Source organism: Candidatus Phycosocius spiralis (assembly GCF_030158815.1).
Lineage (GTDB): Bacteria > Pseudomonadota > Alphaproteobacteria > Caulobacterales > Aquidulcibacteraceae > Aquidulcibacter > Aquidulcibacter spiralis.
In genome coordinates this window covers 72,029-89,342 of record NZ_BPFZ01000008.1, presented here as the reverse complement: position 1 = coordinate 89,342, position 17,314 = coordinate 72,029, and the positions used below count along the sequence as shown (strand labels likewise).

16 protein-coding genes, 1 tRNA gene and 1 riboswitch are annotated in these 17,314 nt (G+C 53.2%); of the genes, 6 read left to right on the top strand and 11 right to left on the bottom strand.

The window, feature by feature from the left end; translation table 11 throughout:
* Positions 1-51 precede the first annotated feature (51 nt).
* From gcvPB to gcvT, 5 genes are read right to left on the bottom strand one after another with little or no spacing between them, the layout of a single operon-like run.
* Positions 52-1,623: an aminomethyl-transferring glycine dehydrogenase subunit GcvPB gene (gene gcvPB, locus PsB1_RS07525; RefSeq protein ID WP_284360174.1), complete on the bottom strand. Its 1,572-nt coding sequence runs from the start codon at positions 1,621-1,623 to the stop codon at positions 52-54.
* 2 nt (positions 1,624-1,625) lie between these two features.
* The gene (gcvPA, locus tag PsB1_RS07520; protein ID WP_284360172.1) at positions 1,626-2,969 is read right to left on the bottom strand and encodes an aminomethyl-transferring glycine dehydrogenase subunit GcvPA; all 1,344 of its coding nucleotides are present in this window, start codon (positions 2,967-2,969) and stop codon (positions 1,626-1,628) included.
* Complete coding sequence (locus tag PsB1_RS07515; protein ID WP_284360171.1) at positions 2,969-3,517, bottom strand: FMN-binding negative transcriptional regulator; 549 nt, start codon at positions 3,515-3,517, stop codon at positions 2,969-2,971. The genes gcvPA and PsB1_RS07515 overlap by 1 nt, the downstream gene beginning before the upstream one ends.
* A 4-nt stretch (positions 3,518-3,521) precedes the next feature.
* Positions 3,522-3,893, bottom strand: coding sequence for a glycine cleavage system protein GcvH (gene gcvH, locus PsB1_RS07510; RefSeq protein ID WP_284360169.1), 372 nt, complete (start codon positions 3,891-3,893; stop codon positions 3,522-3,524).
* 3 nt (positions 3,894-3,896) lie between these two features.
* Complete coding sequence (gene gcvT / locus PsB1_RS07505) at positions 3,897-5,057, bottom strand: glycine cleavage system aminomethyltransferase GcvT (protein ID WP_284360168.1); 1,161 nt, start codon at positions 5,055-5,057, stop codon at positions 3,897-3,899.
* 155 nt (positions 5,058-5,212) lie between these two features.
* A riboswitch (glycine riboswitch) is annotated at positions 5,213-5,302 on the bottom strand.
* 717 nt (positions 5,303-6,019) lie between these two features.
* On the opposite strand from gcvT, the gene PsB1_RS07500 reads away from it, so the two are divergent.
* From PsB1_RS07500 to PsB1_RS07490, 3 genes are read left to right on the top strand one after another with little or no spacing between them, the layout of a single operon-like run.
* Positions 6,020-6,976 (top strand): SPFH domain-containing protein, encoded by a 957-nt coding sequence (locus tag PsB1_RS07500; protein WP_284360166.1) that lies wholly within the window; start codon positions 6,020-6,022, stop codon positions 6,974-6,976.
* Between the two features lie 3 nt (positions 6,977-6,979).
* A complete protein-coding gene (locus PsB1_RS07495) occupies positions 6,980-7,447 on the top strand; it encodes an NfeD family protein (RefSeq protein WP_284360165.1) in 468 nt (155 codons plus the stop codon).
* 39 nt (positions 7,448-7,486) lie between these two features.
* Complete coding sequence (locus PsB1_RS07490; RefSeq protein ID WP_284360164.1) at positions 7,487-8,128, top strand: carbonic anhydrase; 642 nt, start codon at positions 7,487-7,489, stop codon at positions 8,126-8,128.
* On the opposite strand, the gene PsB1_RS07485 is transcribed toward PsB1_RS07490, so the two are convergent.
* A complete protein-coding gene (locus PsB1_RS07485; RefSeq protein ID WP_284360163.1) occupies positions 8,125-9,120 on the bottom strand; it encodes a sodium-dependent bicarbonate transport family permease in 996 nt (331 codons plus the stop codon). The two genes, PsB1_RS07490 and PsB1_RS07485, sit on opposite strands and share 4 nt — an antisense overlap.
* A gap of 104 nt (positions 9,121-9,224) precedes the next feature.
* Positions 9,225-10,004: an SIMPL domain-containing protein gene (locus tag PsB1_RS07480; protein WP_284360162.1), complete on the bottom strand. Its 780-nt coding sequence runs from the start codon at positions 10,002-10,004 to the stop codon at positions 9,225-9,227.
* 171 nt (positions 10,005-10,175) lie between these two features.
* Between PsB1_RS07480 and PsB1_RS07475 the strand changes: the two genes are divergently transcribed.
* Positions 10,176-10,251, top strand: a tRNA-Ile gene (locus PsB1_RS07475).
* Positions 10,252-10,385: 134 nt separating this feature from the next.
* On the top strand, positions 10,386-10,622 hold the full coding sequence (locus PsB1_RS07470; RefSeq protein WP_284360161.1) for a GIY-YIG nuclease family protein: 237 nt from the start codon (positions 10,386-10,388) through the stop codon (positions 10,620-10,622).
* 409 nt (positions 10,623-11,031) lie between these two features.
* On the opposite strand, the gene PsB1_RS07465 is transcribed toward PsB1_RS07470, so the two are convergent.
* The 3 genes from PsB1_RS07465 to PsB1_RS07455 are packed head-to-tail and all read right to left on the bottom strand — an operon-like array spanning position 11,032 to position 14,037.
* Positions 11,032-12,198 carry an acyl-CoA dehydrogenase family protein gene (locus PsB1_RS07465; RefSeq protein WP_284360160.1) on the bottom strand — a complete coding sequence of 389 codons (1,167 nt, stop codon included), beginning with the start codon at positions 12,196-12,198 and terminating at the stop codon, positions 11,032-11,034.
* 1 nt (position 12,199) lies between these two features.
* A complete protein-coding gene (locus PsB1_RS07460; protein WP_284360159.1) occupies positions 12,200-13,006 on the bottom strand; it encodes an enoyl-CoA hydratase/isomerase family protein in 807 nt (268 codons plus the stop codon).
* 20 nt (positions 13,007-13,026) lie between these two features.
* Positions 13,027-14,037 carry an MDR family NADP-dependent oxidoreductase gene (locus PsB1_RS07455; protein ID WP_284360158.1) on the bottom strand — a complete coding sequence of 337 codons (1,011 nt, stop codon included), beginning with the start codon at positions 14,035-14,037 and terminating at the stop codon, positions 13,027-13,029.
* Positions 14,038-14,173: 136 nt separating this feature from the next.
* On the opposite strand from PsB1_RS07455, the gene PsB1_RS07450 reads away from it, so the two are divergent.
* The gene (locus PsB1_RS07450) at positions 14,174-15,742 is read left to right on the top strand and encodes an acetolactate synthase large subunit (RefSeq protein WP_284360156.1); all 1,569 of its coding nucleotides are present in this window, start codon (positions 14,174-14,176) and stop codon (positions 15,740-15,742) included.
* An 11-nt stretch (positions 15,743-15,753) separates the two neighbouring features.
* Here the strand turns inward: PsB1_RS07450 and PsB1_RS07445 are convergent, their stop codons facing one another.
* Positions 15,754-17,286, bottom strand: a complete 1,533-nt coding sequence (locus PsB1_RS07445) for an acyl-CoA carboxylase subunit beta (RefSeq protein ID WP_284360154.1) — start codon at positions 17,284-17,286, stop codon at positions 15,754-15,756.
* Between the last annotated feature and the right edge of the window lie 28 nt (positions 17,287-17,314).

Below are 17,314 nucleotides of genomic sequence, written 5' to 3'. Positions count from 1 at the left end.
TTATTGATTGGTATAGCGCGGTGCGTAGTGCCCCATGTCGTGTCATCTGATCTATTCGGCCGCAATCTGTGCCGGGGTAATCGGTGCTGCCCATTTTAAGATCGGCTTACGCGCAGCGCGCGTTTCATCCAACCTTTTAACCGGTGCATGATAGGGTGCGCCAGTAAAGCGCGCCGTATCGCCAGACTTGGCGGCTAGGGCAAGGCCTGACATTGAGGCAATGAAGGCATCTAAGCTCGCCTTGCTTTCGCTTTCTGTCGGCTCAATCAGCATCGCCCCATGCACAACAAGTGGAAAATACATGGTCATGGGGTGATAGCCTTCATCAATCATCGCTTTGGCAAAATCGAGGGTTGAGACGCCAGTTCCCTCAAGCCATGCATCGTCAAACAAGGCTTCATGCATACACACCCCGTCAAAGGCCACACTCATATGGTCTTTAAGGCAGGCTTGCACATAATTGGCGTTTAAAACCGCATCTTCCGAAGCTTGCTTGATGCCGTCCGCCCCATGACTCAACATATAGGTGAGTGCGCGGCTATACATGCCCATTTGGCCATGAAAAGCGACCATGCGGCCAAAGGGCTGGCCGTCGCTATCGTCTTCATGCTCGACCAAGTCAAGCTTGCCGTCTGCCAATTTAATGACATAGGGCACGGGCGCGAATGGCGCTAAGGCGTCAGAAAGCACGGTGGGGCCAGAACCTGGTCCACCGCCGCCATGAGGCGTCGAAAAGGTCTTGTGCAAATTAATATGCATCGCATCAACGCCGAGGTCGCCTGGACGTACACGCCCAGCAATTGCGTTAAAATTCGCGCCGTCACAATAAAAATACCCCCCACTGCCATGGATCAGATCGGCAATGGTACGAATATCGCGCTCAAACAAGCCACAAGTATTGGGATTGGTCAGCATAATGCCGGCCACATCCTCACCCAGCTTGGTTTTAAGATCATCTAGATCTACCCGGCCATCCTTGGCAGCTTTAATCTCATCAACGACAAAGCCGCATTGCACGGCCGTAGCTGGATTGGTGCCATGCGCGCTTTCAGGAACCAATACCCGGCGACGATGGCTTTGGCCTGCGGCGTCCAAGGCAGCATGGATTGCCAACATCCCGCATAATTCGCCATGTGCCCCGGCCTTGGGGGACAAGGCCACGCCCTTCATCCCAGTTAAGGTGATCAACCAATGGGATAATTGCTCCATCACGCCTAATGCCCCCTGCACGGTTGAAACAGGCTGAAGTGGATGGACATCTGCAAAGCCTGGTAAGCGCGCCATTTTTTCGTTTAAGCGCGCATTGTGCTTCATGGTGCAAGATCCCAAGGGAAACATACCAAGATCAATGGCATAATTGCGCTGGCTCAGGCGAACATAATGGCGCATGGCTTCTGGCTCCGACAAGCCAGGATTACCTGTAGAGGTCTGGCGCGCCAATCCGCTCAAACGTGCCTTTAGGCCCTTGGTGGGCGGCAAATCAACGCCTGTTCGCTCAATCGAACCTGTTTCAAAGATCAATGACGTCGGCTGCAATAGCCCGCGCGCACCAGAAAAAGTGGTTGGGGCTGCGGCCTCATGAGCAATTGGGGCTGAGGGACGGCCAACATTATTCATAGCCATGACTATATTACCTTCTTGAGCGTATCGGTAAGGGTTGCAATGTCCTTTGCCGTAGTGGTCTCGGTCGCTGCGATCAGCAGCATATTGTCGAAGCCAGGTTCCGGGCGCAGACGAGAATAAGGCACGCCGCCCAACACATTCTGCGCAGCCATAGCCTCAACCGCCTGCGCAGCATTACTGGGCAAGCGCACAGCAAATTCATTGAAGAAATTTGGGCTCACCAACTCAACACCCTTGATCGACGAAACCGCGTCCGCTGTTTCGCAAGCAGCTTCATGGTTCAATTGTGCCAAATGCTTCAGGCCCTTATCGCCCAAAAGAGTCATGTGGATGGTGAAGGCCAGCGCACAAAGACCTGAATTGGTACAAATATTGCTGGTCGCCTTGTCGCGGCGGATGTGCTGCTCACGCGTTGATAGGGTCAAAACAAAGCCACGATTACCGTCGGCATCCACGGTCTCACCAGCCAATCGACCGGGCATTTGGCGCATGTATTTTTCTTTGGTCGCAAATAAGCCAACGTAAGGCCCGCCAAAGTTAAGGCTGTTTCCAATCGACTGGCCTTCACCAACTACAATATCGGCACCCATTTCGCCCGGTGGCTTAATCAGACCAAACGCAACAGCCTCCGTAAACACCGCTATCAGCAAAGCGCCCTTGGCCTGAACCGCTTTTGCAAGCTCCGTAAAGTCGGTCAAAGTGCCAAACACGTTCGGGCATTGCACCACGACACAGGCGGTTGTGTCATCCACGCTTTGAAGGACCGCCGCCTCATCATTGACCGCAATCGGCAGGCCGGCAATTTCTAGGCCCGAATGCTTGGCCAAGGTGCGCGCCGCACGGCGGTAATGGGGGTGCAAACCACCAGAAAACACAATTTTGGTTCGCTTGGTCACCCGCGCGGCCATGACAACTGCTTCGGCACAGGCGGTAGAGCCGTCATACATGGAAGCATTGGCGACATCACAGGCCAATAGACCTGCAACCTGGCTTTGAAACTCAAACAAGGTTTGAACGGTGCCTTGCGCCATCTCTGGCTGATAGGGCGTATAAGTGGTCAAAAACTCTGAACGCTGGATCAGATGATCCACCGTGGCCGGAACATGGTGGCGATAGGCCCCTGCTCCGCAAAAGAACGGCACACTGCCCGCAGAGATACTGGCGTCGGATAATTCTTGCATCCAACGCTCTACCTCAAGCTCACCTTGCGCCAAAGGAAGACCATGAATGGGCCCGTCCAGGCGAGCCAGTTCTGGTACATCAACAAACAAATCCTCAACCGAACTAACACCGACCTTTGCCAGCATCTGTTCACGATCTTGGGTGGAATGTGGTAAATAGCGCATCAGGGCTTCTGACTTTCTTTTGGCGTTTCAAGGAATAGGAGCTGGTGGGACGTTTGCGATGAGGCAGCATATCCCGCCAATACAGAAAGATCGTCCGCCAGTGACTTGTCTTGGTTGATTTTGCGTTTGGCTGTCACAATGGAAACTCGTAGGTTCAAACCAATGAAGCCACACTCTAGCCAGTAGATGTTATCTATCGGCGCATCATCTATGGACCAAGGTGTTGGGGAAGCTGCCTCCATGTCCCTGGTAGCCGGTTCGAAATAGGCGAGCATGGCTTTTGGATCGGTTTTAAGGTTCAAAAACCCCCGTACTTCTGCTTCCAGATAGGCCCAAGTCGGCACGACTTCGCCATGGACGTGCTTGGTTGAATAAGGCGAAGGGCTGATATCAGCATCGGGATCACGAAACACTGCCACACAATGCCTACCTGCACCGGGAACCGCTTCATGAAACGGATTTGTGTGCACGACATTTTCGTTCCGCTCATAGGTGGCTCTTTCTAAGTTCTTACTTACAACCAATGGAACATGCGCAGCTACAAACATCAGATCATAAGCCTGCTATGTATTGATCATAGGCTGCGCGATCCATCATTTCATCGACTTCGCCAGGATCGGTTAGTTTGAGCTTGGTAAACCAACCAGATGTTTCGGCCGCTTCATTGACACCTTCTGGAGCCTCGACCAAAGCCTCATTTACATCAAAGACTTCCCCTGAAACTGGGGCATAGACATCAGATGCTGCCTTCACACTCTCAACCACGGCGATTTCATCGCCTTGAGAGACGATACGCCCGATTTTTGGTAATTCCACAAACACCACATCACCCAATTGCTCCGCCGCATAGGCTGTTATGCCACAGGTTGCAATATTTCCTTCAACGCGCACCCATTCATGATCTTTGGTATATTTGGTGGTCATTTTTCAGCCTTTCCGATAATATTTATGGGGAACAAAGGGCAGTGCGGTCACGGTCCAGCGACGCGGCTGATCGCGCACAATCAGGTCAAGCTCCGTGCCTATTGTGCTGGAGCCAATCTCAACATAGCCCATAGCAATTGGGCTGCCGACGGTTGGGCCAAATCCGCCCGAAGTAACATGTCCAACTTGTCTTCCTGAAAGGTTATGGATCGGTGTCCCATCGCGGGCTGGGGCTTTATCACGGGGAACAAGGCCAACGCGCTTTCGGCTGGGTTTATGAGATAATTCTGAAAGAATGCGGGCGGAACCTGGAAAACTTCCCTGCTCGCGGCGTCGCTTTTGAATGGTCCAAGCAAGACCCGCTTCAATCGGACTGATGGTTTCATCGAGATCATGGCCATAGAGGCAAAGACCTGCTTCCAAGCGCAAACTATCGCGCGCACCAAGGCCGATTGCTTTCACATGCTGGTTAGCCAAAAGGGCCGTAACAAAAGCTTCAGCTTTACAGGCAGAAACCAATACCTCAAAGCCATCCTCGCCCGTGTAGCCCGAGCGCGACACCACAACCGGACCAAACGGGCTATTGCTTTCCATCAATTCCATAAAGCCCAGATTTTTCGGGCCTGCACCAAGGATATCGATCACCTCAATTGCCTTTGGACCCTGCACGGCGATCAAAGCGTCATTGTCGAGCCTGTGCAATGTGGCTTTCCCGAGCGTGGCATCGACAAGGCGTTTAAAGTCTTGCTCCTTTGACCCTGCATTGACGACAAAATAGAGGCTGCCTTGACGCGCCGGGTCTGCTGGGCGTCCGACAAAGAGGTCATCTAAGACCCCGCCATCGTCGTTCAATAAAGTGGTATAGCGCAATTGACCAGGCGCAAGGCCCGCCACATCGCAAGGCACAAGTGCTTCAACCAAAGCCGAAATGGCCAGATGCGCGCGCTCACCCGTTATGGTCTCATCGGCTAAACTTAAAAAAGCCGGACCCATGTGAGAAACATCGAACAACCCGCAATTATTGCGCGTCCACACATGCTCTTTCATCACCCCTTCAATGAACTGGACGGGCATGAAATAGCCGGCGAACGCCACCATGCGCGCACCCATCTTTTGCCAGATATGGCTTAATGGGGTGGTCAATAAGGGTGACGCATCTTGCATTCAAAAGCTCCGACAGGTCCGCGCAAGCCAAAAGGATTGGCCTTTGTTTGCGCCCCAGCTGTCTAAAGCCTGAGAGTTTTCACACTGTCACGCTATCGTGGCAGGGCCTGCTCCTTCGGCGGTTGAGCGATAGGCTCAACACTCTCCAGCATCTTGGTGTGGCTGCGGTCCTTTTGCCTGAGAGTTTCCGGGGCGGTTGCTCCTTCGGCGCGGTCGTGTGGGATCGTCTCTCCCGCAGTCACTTCATAAGCTTGCGCCAACATCATCCGATCGCGACGCATTGAATCCAATTGCCCGCGCACGCCTGCCACGTCAACTGGTTTGCGTATCTTCTGGCCATTCATTGACAGGCTTTTGCAGCACGGGTGTTACAAGCCCGATCATTGCCCAGTACATAAGCAAGCAATGAACTTTGAGCCCGGTCGTACCGGGTCGCCTAATTTAAACCCAGAATAAAAAATTTAAACGCAAAAGCCGCCCGGGTTACCCCAAGCGGCTTGCCCTCAACAAGTTGAGCGCGACGATTGCCAAGTAAAAGAAACAGTTTTCACCGAACTTATCGAAGTAATAATTAGAATTAGACTCTGTTGACCCCACCTCGTGAAAGGCGTTTTCTTCTTCTGTCGCCTTGCTAATTATCCTTCTCTACTCGCTATCGTGTAAAAGAGATTACTCCGCATTTGGAATTTGACAAGGATTATTTTGATATTTGATTCAATAAATAATTATGTAAATTCCAAAGCTTGCAACTTATCCACAGATAATCCCCGATTTTATCCACAAAAAAGCGGCCCGTGCTTTAAATCGCTTTGTCCCATCCACATATGTATCACGTTGGGGTGTGAGGCATGTCTTTGGTTGCAATTGAGCTATTGCATCTTATGCGGCTTGTTCACCTCTCTGTGACGTGCAATTTGCAGTATAGCCTTTAAGCTGGGCTTCGACTTTGGGGAGAGTGAAGCATGGAATTTTTGATTTTCGCCGCAGCCTTGGTCATCATGGCCATTGTATTTATTACCACATTTGTGAAAATCGTCCCGCAAGGCCGACAATACACACTGGAGCGCTTCGGCCGCTATACCCGAACACTGAGCCCTGGCATTCATTTCATTACCCCCATTATGGATCAGATTGGCCAGAAATTGTCGATGATGGAAAGCGTCTTGGATGTGCCGCGCCAAGAAGTGATCACACGTGACAACGTTATGGTACGCTGCGACGCAGTTGTGTTTACCCAAGTTTATGATGCAGCAAAGGCTGCTTATGAGGTTGAAGACTTGCGTCTGGCGATCACCAATCTTTCCTTGACCAACTTGCGCACTGTCATCGGCTCGATGGAGTTGGATGAAGTGCTTTCCCAGCGTGACACCATCAATGCGCGGCTTTTGCAAACCATTGATTCAGCAACAAATCCTTGGGGGGTTAAAGTAGTTCGTATTGAAATCAAGGACTTGTCCCCCCCTTCCGATCTCAATGAGGCCATGGCTAAACAGATGAAGGCTGAGCGGGAACGCCGCGCTGAGATCACACAAGCCGAAGGCGAAAAAGCTGCCGCTATTTTGCGTGCTGAAGGCCATAAGCAGGCCGTTATTCTGGAAGCGGAGGGCCGAAAGGAGTCCGCGTTCCGCGATGCTGAAGGGCGCGAGCGCGCCGCCCAAGCCGAAGCCACCGCGACGCGTATGGTGTCAGAAGCGATTGCAGCGGGCGACGTCAACGCGCTCAATTATTTCTTAGGCCAATCCTATGTTGAAGCATTCGCCAAGCTCGCCTCTTCGCCCCAGCAGCGCACAGTGATTGTCCCAACAGAGCTTAGCGCGATTGCGTCAGCGATTGAGGGGGTTAAGCAGCTCACTATGTCTGGTACCGCAACCCAAAAACAAAATGCGCCCCTTAGCAGTGTTCCAATTACGAAAGGCTAAAGGATGGATAGTTTCATTGCAGCTTGGCCGGGTTTTGGACCTTTGTCGTGGTTGGCCTTGGGGGCGATTTTATTGGCCGTTGAGCTTCTAACCGGCACGGCCTATCTATTATGGATGGCAGCAGCGGCAGCCCTCACGGCGGCCCTCACCGCCATTTTTCCAGAGCTCGGCATCGCCTTTCAATTGGTGGCTTTTGCCTGTCTAGCGATGTCAACAATGGTACTCGGTCGGCGCTTTTTTAGTCCGATGGTGACCCCATCCCAAAGTCCTGGCCTCAATTTACCGATCCTACGCCATCTAGGCCAAACGGCAGTCAGCGTTACCCCATTTGTGGGCGGCGAGGGCCGTGTGCGCATTGGCGATACCGAATGGGCGGCGAAAACCGATGATCAATCCAGCCCGAAGGAAGGGGCTATTGTCGTGGTCACTGGGGTCGAAGGTGCGATCATGCACGTGAAGGCTGTCGATTGAGCCTTTCCCACGCGGGACTTTAGCGGCTATGGGTGGGGGATGGATAGACTTTTAGAGGGCTATAGCCGTTTTCGTCGGGACGCCTGGCCCCACCAACGTGAATTGTATGAGCAACTCGCCGATGGCCAAACCCCGCGCTTATTGGTGATCGCCTGCTCTGACTCGCGCGCTGATCCCAGTCAGATTTTCGATGTCGCACCGGGGGAATTATTCGTGGTGCGTAATGTCGCAGCCTTGGTGCCCCCATGTGAGCAAGGCGAAGGCCTCCACGGCACTTCGGCTGCCATTGAGTTTGGGGTTCAGGCTTTGGGTGTGCAGACCATTCTTGTGATGGGTCACGCCCGTTGTGGGGGTGTAAAAGCAGCGATTGAGCGAGGTCGATGGGGCAGCAAAGCCAGTCAGGACAGTCAGAATATGCGCTTTGTCAATCAATGGATTGACATACTCGTCCCTTGTGTCGTGGCCCTTGGGACCGATGAGATAGAACCATGTGAACGCGCCTGTGTGGAGCTTTCTTTAGCTAATTTGATGAGCTTTCCCTTCGTCGCTCAAAAAGTCAAAGATGGCATCTTAACCTTGGAAGGTGCACGCTTTGATATCGCGACCGGCGGCCTTGATCTTTATAATGCGCAGCGCGGCTGGGTACGGGCGGACGCGAGTTCGGCAAAGCCAGTCGCTTAAGGCAGTAAGCTCGCCATCGTCGGCCAGCCCCCAATCATGACAGAGACCGCAAAATAGGCTGGGATCCCGACAATGATGTTAAAGGGTAAAGTGATGGAGATGGCGGTCGTTAAGTAAAGCCCTTCATTGGCTTCGGGCATCGCCATGCGCACCGCTGCAGGGGCCGCAATATAAGATGCGCTGGCGGCCATGGTTGCAAAAATCGCGGTACCACCCACAGACAAGCCAGCAAAATGACCCACCATCAAGCCAATCGCGCCAAATAAGATCGGCATGGTGATACCAAAAGCCAACATGAAGGGCACAGGAGCTTGCGACTCGCGCAACCGCGTGAGGGCTACAACCCCTAATTCCAATAAGAAGAATGCCAAAACACCCTGGAAAGGCGTGATAAAAACGGTTGAAACCGCTTCAATCCCCTTGGCATCGGTCAACATACCAACCAAGAGCCCCCCGCCCATCAACATCACGCTTTTGCTGGTGATCGCCTCGCGCAGTACGTGACTGACACTGATGGCGCGGTTTTCAGACATGGTACGCGCCAAAATGATGCCAATGATAATGCCCGGCACCTCAAGGACGATCAAAAGAGCCGTCAAATAGCCTTCAAATTTAATGCCACTCAAGGTCGCAAAATTGAGAGCCGCCATAAAGGTCACCGCACTGACAGAGCCAAAATGAGCGGCCATCGCCCCCGAATCCACTATGCTTTGGCGGCCCAGATTGCGGGCACAAAAGAAGGCCAAAACTGGTGTCAGCAGGCCCATAAAGATCGTCGCCATCAAAGGCCCAAGCATCGAGGCATCTGCCGAATGATCAAGCGCAATCCCCCCCTTCAGGCCTATCGAAAACAAGAGGTACATCGAAATCGTCTCATGCACCTGTGGGGGTACACGCAAATCACTCTTCACCCACGCAGCAAAAACCCCAAGCGCAAAACAAATAACGGCCGGGGAAAGCAAATTAGCTGCGACCAGATCCATATTCATCATAGGCACCGATTATAGCGACTAAGCACGCTAATCAAGCGGTGAACCCAATCACTTATTCTAGCGTGCTTGTGATCGTGACCTAAGTATCATTGCGGTGAACGCGATTACTTCTCGAGCTCAATTTGCACCGTGAGTTCAATCGATTGGCTTACTTCGCCTGGTGCAACCGGAGTTACTGGACTTGAATCTGCAAAAGCCGCCCGCGACATGACTTTGGTCACCCCAATCGGTGTTATGCCGCCACCTTCTTCTTGGATGGTAACAATCCTTTTTACGCGTAAACCTGCAGCCTTGGCATAGAGATCAGCACGGCGAAACGCTGTGGCCATCGCTTCACCCCGTGCAAGGTTGAGGACTGATTCCGCATTTTCAAGGCCAAAATTTGGCCCAGATATCTCATTGATGCCAAGGCCGATAAGCGTATCCAAAACTGGCCCAATTTGATCAAGATTGCGCACTTTAATCACGACTTGATTGGATACCTGATACCCAATGATACGTGGCCTTGTACTGGGAACCGTTTCATATTGGGGATAAAGTTGGATACCCGATGTCTGAATATCCTTGTCTGTCAAGCCTGCGGCCTTCAAAGCATTCAAGGCCGCTGCCATTTTCTGGGCATTGTCGGCCATGGCAGCTTTTGCCGTTTTGGCCAAAGTCACCACACCCGCGCTTAAGGTAGCCATATCGGGCGCTTTTTTCTGTTCCGCGCTAACACTAAAGCTCAAAATTGTGCTGGTAGGGGGTGGGACCATTGACAAAGGATGCATCATTGGCGGCGGGGGCATAACTTGTGGAGCTTGTGCGTTGGCCCTCATGGGCATCCAACCCAATAAGGCAAATCCAAAGGCCAATAATATGGATTGGCGAACTAATTGGCGCATTTTCATCTCCTCTACCCTTCTCAGCTTCTCGTGTTTTAGGTGAGTATCGATTGGGATTCCAGATAAATCTAGGCACAAAAACGACCAATCTGTGTCCATCTGCCAACAAAGCTTTTGCCCAACAGCAAAAACCGCTATCTCCCGCCTCCCGCAGATGGTTAGCCATGGCACGGGTCGTTAGCTCAATGGTTAGAGCCGGCCGCTCATAACGGTCTGGTTGTAGGTTCGAGTCCTACACGACCCACCAGCCTTCGCTCTTCGAGCTACGGCTCGGCGAGCCGGAGGGCGAAGAGCGAAGGCTGCCGCGGCGTAGTTCGAAGAACGAAGCCGGGCTCATCTAGACGCTTAAGGGATTTACCTTTTTCAAGCATGGAGTTGAATGTGAAATATGTTTACATCCTCGAGAGTCTGGACGGCCAACAACATTATACTGGAATAACCGCCGACCTTAAGGCTCGTCTCTCCAAGCATAATGCGGGCGAAGTGACACACACTGCCAAATTCAGACCGTGGCAGATAAAATCCTATTTTGCTTTCAACGACGAAGCCAAAGCTTGGGCTTTTGAGAAATATCTGAAAACCGCTTCAGGCAGGGCGTTCGCTAAGAAGCGATTATAACCCACCAGCCTTCGCTCTTCGAGCTACGGCTCGGCGAGCCGGAGGGCGAAGAGCGAAGGCTGCCGCGGCGTAGTTCGAAGAACGAAGCCGGGCTGATTACTTTACCCTCGACTTGAATGTTGCCTTTTTATAAAGGTCAAAAGAGACTTAGAAGCGCTTTTGGTGCCTAATTTGGCACAAAACCGCTTTACAAGCGTGACCGGGCGTTTTGTCGCGTCAAGTCCAGATTTCCCCGAAAAATCATCTGGGGAAATCTGCCGCTGCGCGGCGCGAAGCGGACTTGACCCGTCAAAATCGCCCACGAACAATTGAGTTAGGCCTTTGAGGTAGGCAAGGCCTGCACCAAAGGCCGTCCCAGACACATAAATCTTGGCCTTCAAAACCCGGGTACGGGGTTGTATCTCCCATCTTACCCCTTCATCCCCCACAACCCAGCCAAATTATTTTTCTGCATATCGCTCGACCCGCCAACAATGCGCATACCGAGAAGATCGCGAACGTGGCGTTCCATGTCGAAGGCGTCGGAGAGGGCATAGGCACCCAGTACCCGCTGGCAGATCAGGGCGATTTCAGCTGCTGTATCGGCAACAAATAGCTTGGCCATGCTCGATTCAATGGCGAAGCGTCGGTTTTCACTGGCCAGCCACGCGGCATGATAGAGCATATGGCGGCAAGCTTCGAGTTTGGTGCGCGCCTCCACCAAAGCGTGGCGAATGGCCTGATGACCAGAGATGACCTTGCCAAACTGCACCCGCTCTTGCGCGTATGTCCAGGCTTCTTCGACGGCGGCTTGTGCGATGCCAAAAGTGACAGCGGTGATTTCAAGTTTTTCCACGTCGAGCGCGCGGCCAGCCAGCATGCCCCAGCCCTTACCCCATTTTTCAAGCCCGCCCACAATGTTGGACACGGAGATGCGAGCATTATCAAAATAGACGTCGCTGGAAAGCGTATAGCGTAGATTGACGTGCTCAATGGGTTGCAATGTCACACCCGGCGTGTTTTTCGGGATTAAGACAAAGGCAAGGTTCTTGCGCTTCTCTTCGCTTTCTGTGCGGATTAGGCAATAGATGTAATCGGCAAAATCGGCACCCGTGCACCAGCGCTTGGCCCCATTGATCACAACCTCATCGCCCTCAATCACACCGCGCGTAGTGACGGCCGATAAATCGCCGCCCACGTCGGGTTCAGATAGGCCATAGCAGAACATCAGCTCACCCTTGGCCAAAGCGGGCAAATAGGCCGCTTTTTGAGCATCAGTGCCGTTTTCAGACAAATTCATGCCGCCATAAAAGGCGCAATGGATGAAGGGTCCAGCTAGAAACGCCCCTGCCCGGCATAATTCTTCAATGACGGCTATGGCCGCATAAACATCCTGACCAAGCCCGCCATAAGCCTCGTCCACCGTCAAACCACATATGCCCATAGCGGCCAGTTCGGCAAAAACGTCACGCGGCCACGTGTGGGTCTTGTCCCAAAGGTGACGCTTCTCACGCGGGGCTTTGGCTTCGACAAATCGGCGCAATTGATGGCGCAATTCGGTGATGTGATCGGGTTCAGGGGTAAAGCTTTCTGCCATACTATTCCCCCGATAAGTTCATAGGCCGCTTTTCCTTAAACGCTGCCACGGCTTCGGCGCGATCTTGTGTCATATTCGACATGGTCTCGTAGGCAATGGCCGCATCCATGGTCAGATTGGCGGTTTGGCGCAGCTGTTGGTTCATGACAACCTTGGTCCAGCGCACCGCCCAACGTGGATTGGACAAGATTTTTGCTGCCAGCTCGGCGACTTTGGCGTCGAGCCCTTCGCGCGGTACAGCATGATTGATCAAGCCGATGCGCGCAGCTTCTGCCCCACTGATCATATCCCCGGTTAGCAACATTTCTTTAGCGCGCGCCATGCCGATTAACGCCGGCCAAATCACGGCACCTCCATCACCTGCCACCAAGCCGACTTTGACATGGGGATCGCCAATCTTGGCATTGTCCTCGGCAATGATAACGTCGCACATCAAAGCAATCGTCGCGCCAAGGCCGGCGGCGGCACCATTGAGCCGACAGATCATGGGCTTTTCAAGTTCAAGTAAAGACAACACGATGCGCTTGGCATCAGGGGCAATCGCGCGAAAGCTGGCCGGGTTTTTGATTTGCTCTTCAAACCAGTCAAAGTCGCCCCCGGCGCAAAACACATCGCCTTTTCCGGTCAGGACGATCAAATCACTATCGGGGTCGCGCTGGCAATCGGTGAATACCCGCGCCAAATCCTCATGCATGGCTTCATCAACGCCATTGACCCGATTGGTGCCAGCGATTTTAACGACCAGCACGCGCGGGCCATAGCCTTGATTATAGGCAAATTCGATGCGGCTATAGTCATTAAACTCCATGCGCTCTTGCGTCCTTCCGCTTATAGCCGTGCCAGCCGACGCCCAAATTCTGCGCCAGGTTGAAACAAGGCACAAAAGGCAGCGGGTAGGCTTTCTACCCCATCACTGATGACTTCTTTCAGCTTCAACTGGCCTGATTGCAGCATAGCAGCGGCTTCTGCTTGGGCGGCGGGAAAGGCGCGTAAATCATCAAACACCACCAGCCCCTCCATCTTAAGCCTATGGGTGATAAAACGATCCGTATTTGTGATGCCAGGGCGCTGCGATAAGGGCACCGAATAATCGGCCACCTGACCCGATACTACGATGCGGCCAAAGGGGCGCATAAGGCGGAGGATCGAATTGATCATCGCATTGCCAACATTATCAAACAATATATCGACCCCCTCGGGCATCGCCTGCGCCAATTCTTCCAAAAAATGGGGGGAGTTATAGTCAATTACCGCATCAAAGCCCGCTTCGCTTTTGAGCCAATCAGATTTCGCGCCAGCACTGGCCACGCCCACCACTTGGGACGCGCCCCACGCTCTTGCCAATTGCCCCGCCGTTGCCCCAACGGGCCCCGCAGCAGAGGTTACAAGAACCCGGTCGCCTGCTTTGATCTGGCCAATGCGGGTGAGGCCAAACCATGCGGTCATGCCGGGCACGCCCAACACCCCAATCCACGCCGATAGCGGCACATCTAAATCGGGCAATTTGGCGCAATAGCCGCGACCATTTGAAATGGCTTGGTTGGCCCAGCCAGAGCCTAAAGTCACCAATTGGCCTACTGGATAATCCGGATGCAGGCTTTCCATCACATGGCCCACCCCAAATCCGTCAATTGGATCGCCGATTTTTAAAGCGCCCGCATAGGAATCACTGCCCGATAAGCGCGAACGCGTTCCAGGATCGGCCGAGACAAAGCGATTGGCGACCCGAAACTGGCCCTCCTTCAAAGCTGGGGGATCGACATGCTCCAGGCGAAAATCTTCTGGGCTTGGTTTTCCTGAGATGAAACGGGCGAGTGTGATGCGGCTAATCTGGGTCATGCTACTACATTGGCGCGCAACGAACGCGTTGTCAGCCCAAAAAGTGCTTAATCCCTGTATGCCATCTGTTTTGTCACCGTGACAGCGACCGCGCCGTCGGGCAATGAGGACAAAAGACAAGGCAGAGACCCCCAGCATGACCGATCTTAATCCCAGTCCAACCGGTGCCGATCTCTTAGTCTCCACATTAGCCGATTATGGCGTGCGCGCTTGTTTTGCGAACCCCGGTACCAGTGAAATGCATTTGGTTCAGGCGCTCGACCGTGAACCGCGCATCCGTTCGTTGCTTTGTTTGTTTGAAGGGGTGGCCACTGGGGCCAGTGACGGTTTTGCGCGTATGGCAGGCCTTCCGGCGATGACCTTGCTGCATTTGGGGCCAGGCTATGCCAATGGCGCGGCCAATATCCATAATGGCCGACGCGCGTTTTCGCCTATGATCCATGTGGTTGGCGATCATGCCACCTATCACCGTAGCTTAGATGCGCCCCTTTCGTCTGACATTGAAACGCTCGTTAAACCCAATTCGACTTGGGTTGGTGTGGTTGAGGCCGCGCGCGATGCTGGTAGCCTGGCCACCACTGCCTTTGAACACGCCATAGGCCCGCCGGGTGGGCCTGTTACGCTTATCCTGCCGGCAGACAGCGCGTGGAGTGAAGCGCCTGCTAAATCCGATGCTGCCCCCAAACCTATCGCCCAAATCGCGTTAGTGGACCCGGCCCAAATTGAGGCGGTGGCCGATGCCATCCAACTCGCGATCAAACCCGTTCTGCTGGTCAATGGCCCGGCCCTTTATGATGAAGCCGCCTTGAACCAAATGGCCCGGCTGAAGGCGGCGGGTGTGCGTATCTTGTGCGATACCTTTGTCGGTAGGCTTTCGCGCGGTGCAGGCCGATTTGCACCTGATCGCATGGCCTATTTCGCTGAGGCCGCCATGGCGGATTTAGAAGGCGTTGACCTGATGATCTTGGCAGGCACCGATGTGCCCTGCGCGTTTTTTGCCTATCCCGGTAAGCCTAGCATTTTAGTGCCCGAGTGTTGCACAACTCTAACCCTGTCCAAACGTCATGAGGATACATCCGAAGCCATCGCCGCCCTTGCCGATGCGCTAAACGCGCCCGAAGTCCCAAAACATCCAACCCGCACCATCCTGCCCAAGCCAGTCGGAAAAATCACGCCCTATAGCTGTGCGGCCTCCTTGGCGCGTCATATGCCGGATCATGCCATTATCTCAGATGATGCGGTTACCGCTGGCCTGCCCCATTTTATGGCAACCCAAACCAGTGCGCCCCATGATTGGTTGTTTTTAACAGGTGGCGCGATAGGGCAAGGCCTTCCCTTGGCAATTGGTGCGGCAATCGCTAGCCCAGAGCGTAAAGTCATCGCACTCAGTGGTGATGGTGCGGGCATGTATACGTTGCAAGCTCTATGGACCATGGCCCGTGAAAGCCTACCAATTGTAACGGTGATTTTTGCCAATCACTCCTATCGCATCTTGAACATTGAGATGGGCCGAACTGGTGCTGGTCAGCCTGGTCCCATAGCTCGCGCAATGCTATCCATCGATCAACCAAATCTTGATTGGGTAAAATTAGCGCAAGGACAAGGGGTTGAAGCGGTTTCTTGCGATACCGCCGAAGCCTTTGATCAGGCCCTGGAGCGCGCGATCAGCGCCAATGCACCAATCCTAATTGAAGCTCTGATGTAAGGCCAGTGCGGCTATAGCGGGATATTGTCGTGCTTCTTCCACGGGTTTTCTAGCTTCTTGTGCTTGAGGGCACGAAGCGCCTTGGCGATGCGCCGACGCGTGGAGTGCGGCATGATCACATCGTCAATATAGCCGCGTTGAGCTGCCACAAACGGATTGGCAAAGCGGTCTTGATATTCAGCCGTTCTGGCGGCAATCGCTTCTGGGTCTTTCATGTCGGCGCGGAAGATGATCTCAACCGCCCCTTTTGCCCCCATCACTGCAATCTCTGCGGTTGGCCACGCATAATTGATGTCGCCGCGTAAATGCTTGGAGCTCATCACATCATAGGCCCCGCCATAGGCTTTACGCGTTATGACCGTGACTTTGGGAACAGTGGCTTCTGCAAAGGCAAACAACAGCTTGGCCCCATGCTTAATCAGGCCGCCATATTCCTGCTTGGTGCCAGGCATGAAGCCTGGCACGTCAACAAAAGTCATAATCGGAATGTTGAAACAATCACAAAAGCGCACAAAGCGCGCGGCTTTACGGCTAGCGTCACTATCTAACACCCCGGCCAGACTGGTGGGTTGATTGGCGACCACGCCAATGGTTGAGCCTTCCATTCGGGCGAAAGCAGTGATGATATTTTTGCCAAAATCACGGCCAATCTCGAAATAATCGCCCTCATCGACAACTTTTTCGATTAATTCCTTCATATCATAAGGCTTGTTAGGATTGGCAGGCACCAAGCTATCAAGGCTCATATCCACCCGCTCAGCATCATCACCAGTTGGACGCACCGGAGGCTTTTCCCGATTGGACAGAGGCAGAAAATCAATCAGTCGGCGCATCTGAAATAAGGTGTCAAAATCATTGTCAAAGCTGCCGTCAATCACGCCAGACTTGGTGCTATGAACACTCGCCCCGCCTAATTCTTCGGCGGTGACCACTTCATTAGTCACGGTGCGGACCACATCAGGCCCTGTTACGAACATATAGCTCGTATCCTTCACCATGAAGATGAAGTCGGTCAAAGCAGGCGAATAAACATCGCCTCCCGCACATGGTCCCATGATCACACTGATTTGGGGGATCACACCAGAAGAGAGCACATTCTCCATAAAAATGTCGGCATAGCCAGCGAGTGAATCAACACCTTCTTGGATCCGCGCCCCACCAGCATCAAATAAGCCAATCACGGGTGCGCCATTGCGCGCGGCCATTTGTTGAACTTTGACGATTTTCCCAGCGTGGGTCAAAGATAAGGAACCGCCAAAAACGGTAAAATCTTTTGAAAAAACATAAACCAAGCGGCCATTGATCGTGCCTTGACCTGTAACCACGCCATCGCCTGGAATTTTTTGGTTTTCCATCCCAAACTCGGCGCAGCGATGCTCAACAAACATGTCAAACTCTTCAAAACTGCCTTCATCGAGCAGGATTTCAATGCGTTCGCGTGCGGTGAGTTTACCCTTGCCATGTTGGGCATCAACGCGTTTTTGCCCGCCCCCGGCATAGGCCATGTCGCGCTTGGCTTTCAGGGCTTCAAGAATGTCTTGCATGGATGGGTTCCAAGGATTTATCACGCTG

Bases quoted from the DNA above. Each gene is read 5' to 3' on its own strand.
- gcvPB (WP_284360174.1), bottom strand. From the start codon at position 1,623: ATGGCTATGAATAATGTTGGCCGTCCCTCAGCCCCAATTGCTCATGAG.
- PsB1_RS07480 (WP_284360162.1), bottom strand. From the start codon at position 10,004: ATGCGCCAATTAGTTCGCCAATCCATATTATTGGCCTTTGGATTTGCC.
- gcvH (WP_284360169.1), bottom strand. From the start codon at position 3,893: ATGACCACCAAATATACCAAAGATCATGAATGGGTGCGCGTTGAAGGA.
- gcvPA (WP_284360172.1), bottom strand. From the start codon at position 2,969: ATGCGCTATTTACCACATTCCACCCAAGATCGTGAACAGATGCTGGCA.
- PsB1_RS07485 (WP_284360163.1), bottom strand. From the start codon at position 9,120: ATGATGAATATGGATCTGGTCGCAGCTAATTTGCTTTCCCCGGCCGTT.
- PsB1_RS07450 (WP_284360156.1), top strand. From the start codon at position 14,174: ATGACCGATCTTAATCCCAGTCCAACCGGTGCCGATCTCTTAGTCTCC.
- PsB1_RS07495 (WP_284360165.1), top strand. From the start codon at position 6,980: ATGGATAGTTTCATTGCAGCTTGGCCGGGTTTTGGACCTTTGTCGTGG.
- PsB1_RS07465 (WP_284360160.1), bottom strand. From the start codon at position 12,198: ATGGCAGAAAGCTTTACCCCTGAACCCGATCACATCACCGAATTGCGC.
- PsB1_RS07460 (WP_284360159.1), bottom strand. From the start codon at position 13,006: ATGGAGTTTAATGACTATAGCCGCATCGAATTTGCCTATAATCAAGGC.
- PsB1_RS07455 (WP_284360158.1), bottom strand. From the start codon at position 14,037: ATGACCCAGATTAGCCGCATCACACTCGCCCGTTTCATCTCAGGAAAA.
- PsB1_RS07445 (WP_284360154.1), bottom strand. From the start codon at position 17,286: ATGCAAGACATTCTTGAAGCCCTGAAAGCCAAGCGCGACATGGCCTAT.
- gcvT (WP_284360168.1), bottom strand. From the start codon at position 5,057: ATGCAAGATGCGTCACCCTTATTGACCACCCCATTAAGCCATATCTGG.
- PsB1_RS07500 (WP_284360166.1), top strand. From the start codon at position 6,020: ATGGAATTTTTGATTTTCGCCGCAGCCTTGGTCATCATGGCCATTGTA.
- PsB1_RS07515 (WP_284360171.1), bottom strand. From the start codon at position 3,517: ATGTTTGTAGCTGCGCATGTTCCATTGGTTGTAAGTAAGAACTTAGAA.
- PsB1_RS07490 (WP_284360164.1), top strand. From the start codon at position 7,487: ATGGATAGACTTTTAGAGGGCTATAGCCGTTTTCGTCGGGACGCCTGG.